Raw genomic sequence first — 6584 nt, forward strand, 5'->3', positions numbered from 1 at the left:
CGGACCCGGGTCCGCCACAGCAGGGGCAGGAGGGGAATCAGCAGCAGGGCCAGGACGCCCAGCGTGATGCCGATGACCGTCCCCGCGGACGGCCCCGAGTCCGTCGGAGGCAGCGCCCCCGCCGGCGCGGTCGTCCCGCAGTCGCCGATCCTGGCCGCCTGGGGCGGGCAGGAATCCGACGCGGACGGCGACGAGTTCGGCGCGGACGAGGTGCTGGCCTCGGGCTGCGCCGGGTCGCTCGCGTCACCCGAGGGCGCCTCCGGGATGGTGTAGTCCGGCGCGCTGCCCCGGCTCGGCGTCGGCTCGAAGCGGGTCCAGCCGACACCCTCGAAGTACAGCTCGGGCCAGGCGTGCGCGTCCCGGAGCCCGACGGACATCGTGCCGTCCGACTGCGGTGTGCCCGGAGTGAAGCCCACCGCCACCCGTGCCGGAATGCCCAGCGTGCGGGCCATCGCCGCCATCGAGAACGAGAAGTGGACGCAGAAACCCTGCTTGTCCCTGAGGAAGCGGGTGATGGCCGTGACACCCGTGCCGGAGGTGACCGTCGTGTCGTACGTGAAGCCGCCGTCCACGGCGAACCAGTCCTGGAGCCGGACCGCCCTCTCGTAGTCGTTCGCCGCGCCGTCGGTCACCTCGCGGGCGGTGGCCTCCACCTCCCCGGGCAGGCCCTCGGGCACCTTCGTGTACTCCCGCACCAGCGAGGCGGCGGGCCGCGGCGCCGTCGCGAGCTGCTCCCGCGTCGGCTCCACCAGCAGACTGCTGACCTGGTACTGCGCACCCTGCGTCGTCTCGCCCCGGTCGCCGACCAGGGTCCGGCCGTTCGGTTCGAAGCGCCAGCGCCCCTCGACGTCCACCTCGGAGGCCGGATAGGGCATCGGCAGATAGTTCTGCCGGTACCAACTGGCCGCGGAGATGCTCGTCCTGATCTCGGTCGTGCTGACACCGTCACCCAGACCGGGCGGTCCCGGGAGCCTGTCCGGCACGTCCTCGACGCTGCGCTGGGAGAACCGCCAGGACGTACCGTCGAAGTCGTCCAGCGCCATGATCCGCAGATACAGGTTCTCGGTGCTCTCCGCGTTCGTCTTGTACCGCAACGCCTCCCGGTCCTCGGGCTGGTTGAGGTTGTCCTGGAGCGACACCAGCGGATTGACGGCGGAGATCGTGCCACCGCCCAGACCCGAACCCGCCCCGGCCCCCGTGCCGCCCAGCAGCCCGCCGTCCAGCGACGGCAGCGCGGCGGGCACGACGAGCGCGATGCCCAGCGCCATCACACCGATCCGGCGCCCCGTACGGACCGGGGCCGAGGCCGCGCCCCCGGTCTCCAGCCCGGCGGCCGTACGGCCCGGCGCGCGCGGAGCGCCGCCGAAGACCCGGCCCCACTGCGAGAGCCGGTCCCGGCCCTCGGCCAGCAGCAGCACCAGATAGCCGCCGGCCGCGAGCAGGAACCACAGCCAGGAGGCGCCGCCACCGGAGAGACCGGCGGCGACCGAGTACAGCGCGAGCAGCGGCAGCCCGGCCGGAGCCGCGCTGCGGAACGTCACGGCCAGCACATCAACGGCGAGACCGATGACCAGCACACCGCCCACCAGCATCAGCCTGATGCCGTCGCTCGCCGGGGCCGGGATCGCGTACCGCCCGACGTCCTCGCCGCCCGCGTTCAGCAGCTCGCCGAAGCGCTGGAAGACCTCGGGGCCGGGCAGCAGACCGGCCACGGCGTACTCCGAGGCGAACACCACCGTCAGCATCAGCAGCCCGACGACCGCCTGGACCGCCACGGTCAGCGTCCTGGCCAGCGGCACCCGCCGGCCGAGCGCGCCCACCCCGACCAGGACCGCCAGCATGAACGCCGCCTGGGCGAACCAGCCCTTGTCCTTGACCAGCGGCAGCAGCGCGCCCGCCGACATCAGCGTGGCGGCGAACGCGCACAGCGCCAGCCTCGCCCGACCGCTCATGACCAACCTCCGGTGAAGCCCGCCGAGCCCTGTGCCGCACCCGACTCGGTGCGCTGTCGTGCCGCCTGCTGCCACAGATCGGGGAGCGCCGCCCCGGCCGGCACCGCCAGAGCGGTCCAGCCGGACTCGCGCAGCTGCCGCAGCCGGTCCTCGACCCGCGCGGGCGGCTCCCCGCCGTCCTGGAGCCAGCCGGAGCTGTCCAGGACGAAGGCCACCGCGGCGCCGCTGCGGTGCCGCATCCGGCCGGCGACGGCTGTCTGTTCCTCGTCCAGATCACCGAAGAAGGCGATCAGCAGCCCCTCGGACCCGCCGCGCAGCACGTCGTACGCGCGCGACAGGCCCGCCCCGTCGGAGTGGTCCACGACGGCGAGCGTGTCCAGCATCAGTCCCGCCGCGTCGGCGGACTCCTGCGTCGAACCGGCGAATCCGTCGGCGCCCTCACCGGGCACCGAACTCCCGCTGTCCGTCAACAGCCGTACCCCGAAGCCCCGTTCCAGCATGTGCACCAGCGTGGACGCCGCGCCCGACACCGCCCACTCGAAGGCCGAGTCGGGACCGGCGCCCTGGTAGGCGAGTCCCCGGGTGTCCAGCAGCACCGTGCATCTGGCCCGCTGCGGCTGCTCCTCGCGGCGCACCATCAACTCGCCGTAGCGGGCGGTGGAGCGCCAGTGCACCCGGCGCAGATCGTCGCCGTGCCGGTAACCGCGCGGGATGACGTCGTCCTCGCCGGCCAGCGACAGCGAGCGCTGCCGCCCGTCGCCGTACCCCGACGTCGCTCCCGCCAGCCGGACCGGTGGCAGCGGATCGGTGCGGGGGATGACGGTCAGGGAGTCCTGCGCGCTGAAGGACCGCGTCAGCTCGCACATCCCGAACGGGTCGCTCAGCCGCAGCTGGAGCGGTCCGAGCGGATAGCGCCCGCGCAGGTCCGAGCGCACCCGGTAGGACACCTCACGCCGCCCGCCCGCCTCCACCCGGTCCAGCACGAACCGGGGCCGCGGCCCCAGCACGTACGGCACATGGTCCTGGAGCATCAGCAGACCGGTGGGCAGCCGCGACACGTTGTCCATCCGCAGATGGACGCGGGCCTCGGAGCCCGCGGGCACCCGTGACGGCGAGAGCCGTCTGCTGCCTGCGACCCGGTAGCGCGTGCGGTGGAGCACGCCCACACAGACCAGCGGCAGGACGGCCAGGAGCATGCCCACCCGCAGCAGATCCGACTGACCGAGGACGTAGGCGCAGACCGCCGCCGCGACGCCGGCGGCGAAGAACGACCGGCCGCGCGTGGTGAGTCCGCCCAGCGCCGCCCGCAGCCCGCCCTTGTCCTCGGTGCCCGAGGAGGCGGCGCCGGGCTCCATCACAGCCGCCGGACGCCCGGCTGCTGCCGGTCGTAGAGCGGTGCGGCGGCCACGGGAGCCTGCCGGCCGCCGTCGGCCGTCGGCACCGGGACGCGCTGGAGGATCTCCCGCACGACCTGCTCGGCGGTCCGGCGGTTGAGCTGTGCCTGCGCGGTCGGCAGCAGCCGGTGCGCGAGGACCGGCACCGCCAGCGCCTGTACGTCGTCCGGCAGCGCGTACTCCCGGCCGCTCAGGGCGGCCGACGCCTTCGCAGCGCGCAGCAGATGCAGCGTCGCGCGCGGTGAGGCCCCCAGTCTGAGGTCCGGGTGGTTACGGGTGGACCCGACCAGCTCCACCGCGTACCTCCGTACGGAGTCGGCCACATGGACGTTGCGCACGGCCTCGATCAGCTTCACGACGTCGTGCGCGTGGGCCACCGGCTGGAGGTCGTCCAGCGGCGAGAGCCCGCCGTGCACGTCCAGCATCTCCAACTCGGCGTCCGCGCTGGGATAGCCGATGGAGACCTTGGCCATGAAACGGTCGCGCTGCGCCTCGGGCAGCGGATAGGTGCCCTCCATCTCGACCGGGTTCTGCGTCGCCACCACCATGAAGGGGCTGGGCAGTTCGTACGTCTGCCCGTCGATGGTGACCTGGCGCTCCTCCATCGACTCCAGCAGCGCGGACTGCGTCTTGGGCGAGGCGCGGTTGATCTCGTCGCCGATCACGATCTGCGCGAAGATCGCACCCGGCTTGAACTCGAAGTCCCGCCGCTGCTGGTCGTAGATGGAGACCCCGGTGATGTCCGAGGGCAGCAGGTCGGGCGTGAACTGGATACGCCGCACCGAGCAGTCGATGGAGCGTGCAAGCGTCTTCGCCAGCATCGTCTTGCCGACGCCGGGGACATCTTCGATGAGCAGATGTCCCTCGGCGAGCAGCACTGTCAGCGAAAGCCGTACGACCTCAGGCTTGCCCTCGATCACACCCTCCACCGATGCGCGGACACGCTCCGCTGTGGTGGTCAGATCTGTGAGGCTCGCTCGATCGTCATAGGTCGTCACCCGGCCCTCCTCGGCCCGTTCATACGGGCCGAGGCTCTTCTCACGGCCCGGCCCACCCCGAAATACGGACGCCGCGTCCGGAAGGTTCCGGAACGCCGCGCTCACTCACGCATTCTTGTAGCCGTTACCGCTTCGTGTCACTCGCCTGTGGATAAGTGGGTGGGAATTGCCGGAGTTGCCGTGATTCTCGTGCGGTGACGCGGTCAGTCCCTCGGGTCGACTTCCCGCAGAAGGCCGGTCGACACGTCGAAGACGAAACCGCGTACGTCGTCGGTGTGCAGGAGGAACGGTGATGTCCGCACCCGCTGCATCGACTGCCGTACATCCTGGTCCACGTCGGTGAACGACTCGACGGCCCAGGCCGGACGCTGCCCGACCTCCATTTCCAGATCGATCCTGAAGTCCTCGGTGAGGGATTCCAGGCCACAGCCGGTGTGATGGATGAGTACGACACTGCGGGTCTGGAGCGCCCGCTGGCTGATGGTGAGTGAGCGGATGACGTCGTCGGTGACGACGCCGCCCGCGTTGCGGATCGTATGACAGTCGCCGAGGTCCAGGCCCAGCGCGTCGTGCAGGTCGAGGCGGGCGTCCATGCAGGCGACCACGGCGACGCGCAGCACGGGGCGGGCGTCCATTCCCGGGTCGTCGAAGTCACTGGCGTAGCGCCGGTTGGCGTCCACGAGTCGATCGGTGACCGTGCCGTCGGTACGGGTCGCACCGGCGGGGGCCTGGGCGGACTCGGCGGGGAGATGCGCGGAAGTCGACATACCTATAGACGGTAATGGTCACCCGCCCCAACAGCCCGCTGTGCGACTGGACAAACATCGTCAACGAGGCTTGGTGTGAGGTAAGCCACACGAGTGAAGTCGGGCAGGCGAAAGGGTGGTGAGCATCGATTTCGCTTGCGTGTGATCGTGTCATCGCCCCGCCGAGATCTTCACAAGATCCGCCCCGCCGGTCCGCCCGCAGCCCGCCGGGCGACGCGCTGACCGGTTGATTGACCGAGGGGACCTGTGGACTAAAGTGACGCGAAGTTCACGGACATCAGCGAAACACTTACCGGAACACTCCCCGAATTCCCCCCGCGTGTGCGGCGTACGTGCGGCTCGGCATCCTCACGCTCGGCGGTACGTACATCCACGCCGGACCTGAGAGGGCGCATGAGCGAGCGCAGCCACCGAACCACCCGCGAGGCGCGGGTATGACCGCCACCCGGCACGTTCCGGTGATGCTCGACCGTTGCCTTCGTCTGCTCGCACCCGCCCTCGCCGAACCGGGCGCCGTCGTCGTCGACTGCACGCTCGGTCTCGGCGGCCACAGCGAGGCGCTGCTCAGCACCTTCCCCGCCGCGCGGCTCGTGGCGCTCGACCGGGACAAGGAGGCGCTGCGGCTCTCCGGCGAGCGGCTGGCCCCGTACGGCGACCGCGCCACCCTCGTGCACGCCGTCTACGACGAACTCCCCGACGTCCTCGACCGGCTGGACATCCCGCGCGTCCAGGGCGTGCTCTTCGACCTCGGCGTCTCGTCCATGCAACTCGACGAGGCGCAGCGGGGATTCGCGTACGCCCAGGACGCCCCGCTCGACATGCGTATGGACCAGTCGTCCGGGATGAGCGCGGCCGAGGTCCTCAACACCTACCCGCCCGGCGAACTGGTGCGGATCCTGCGGGCGTACGGCGAGGAGAAGCAGGCCAAGCGCATCGTCTCGGCGATCGTCAGGGAACGCGCCGTCGAGCCCTTCACCAACAGCGCCCGGCTGGTCGAGCTCATCCGTGACGCGCTGCCGCAGGCCGCCAAACGCACCGGCGGCAACCCCGCCAAGCGCACCTTCCAGGCCCTGCGCATCGAGGTCAACGGCGAACTGTCCTCGGTGGAGGCGGCCATCCCCGCCGCGGTGGCGTCCCTGGCCGTGGGCGGCCGGATCGCCGTACTCGCCTACCACTCCCTCGAAGACCGCCTGGTCAAGCAGGTCTTCGCGGCCGGCGCCGCCAACACCGCGCCGCCCGGCCTGCCTGTCGTACCCGAGCGCTACCAGCCGAGGCTCAAACTCCTGACGCGCGGCGCCGAACTCCCCACCGAGGACGAGGTCGCCGAGAACCGCCGGGCCGCCCCCGCCCGGCTGCGCGGCGCCGAGCGGATCCGGGAGGACGTGCGGTGAGCGGACCGGCCAGGCAGCTGAGGGGGCGCGCCGCGCGGCTCGCCCGGCTGATGCCGACGACCGGGCCGAGCACCGCGGCGCG

At 71.7% G+C, this 6584-nt stretch carries 5 protein-coding genes; 1 reads left to right on the forward strand and 4 read right to left on the reverse strand.

Annotated elements, in window-relative coordinates:
- The 4 genes from BHU15_RS36225 to BHU15_RS36240 all read right to left on the reverse strand — a co-directional run.
- On the reverse strand, positions 1–1952 hold a 1952-nt coding region (locus BHU15_RS36225; RefSeq protein WP_069630980.1), incomplete at its 3' end, for a transglutaminase TgpA family protein.
- The gene (locus tag BHU15_RS36230; protein WP_069630981.1) at positions 1949–3307 is read right to left on the reverse strand and encodes a DUF58 domain-containing protein; all 1359 of its coding nucleotides are present in this window, start codon (positions 3305–3307) and stop codon (positions 1949–1951) included. The genes BHU15_RS36230 and BHU15_RS36225, both read right to left, overlap by 4 nt.
- On the reverse strand, positions 3307–4344 hold the full coding sequence (locus tag BHU15_RS36235; protein ID WP_069630982.1) for an AAA family ATPase: 1038 nt from the start codon (positions 4342–4344) through the stop codon (positions 3307–3309). Before BHU15_RS36235 ends, BHU15_RS36230 begins: the two co-directional genes overlap by 1 nt.
- Before the next feature lie 203 nt (positions 4345–4547).
- Positions 4548–5111, reverse strand: a complete 564-nt coding sequence (locus tag BHU15_RS36240) for a beta-class carbonic anhydrase (protein ID WP_023542361.1) — start codon at positions 5109–5111, stop codon at positions 4548–4550.
- A gap of 434 nt (positions 5112–5545) precedes the next feature.
- On the opposite strand from BHU15_RS36240, the gene rsmH reads away from it, so the two are divergent.
- Entirely contained in the window at positions 5546–6502 is a 957-nt protein-coding gene (gene rsmH, locus BHU15_RS36245) for a 16S rRNA (cytosine(1402)-N(4))-methyltransferase RsmH (RefSeq protein WP_069630983.1), read from the forward strand.
- Positions 6503–6584 lie beyond the last annotated feature (82 nt).

Source organism: Streptomyces niveus (assembly GCF_001723055.1).
Lineage (GTDB): Bacteria > Actinomycetota > Actinomycetes > Streptomycetales > Streptomycetaceae > Streptomyces > Streptomyces niveus.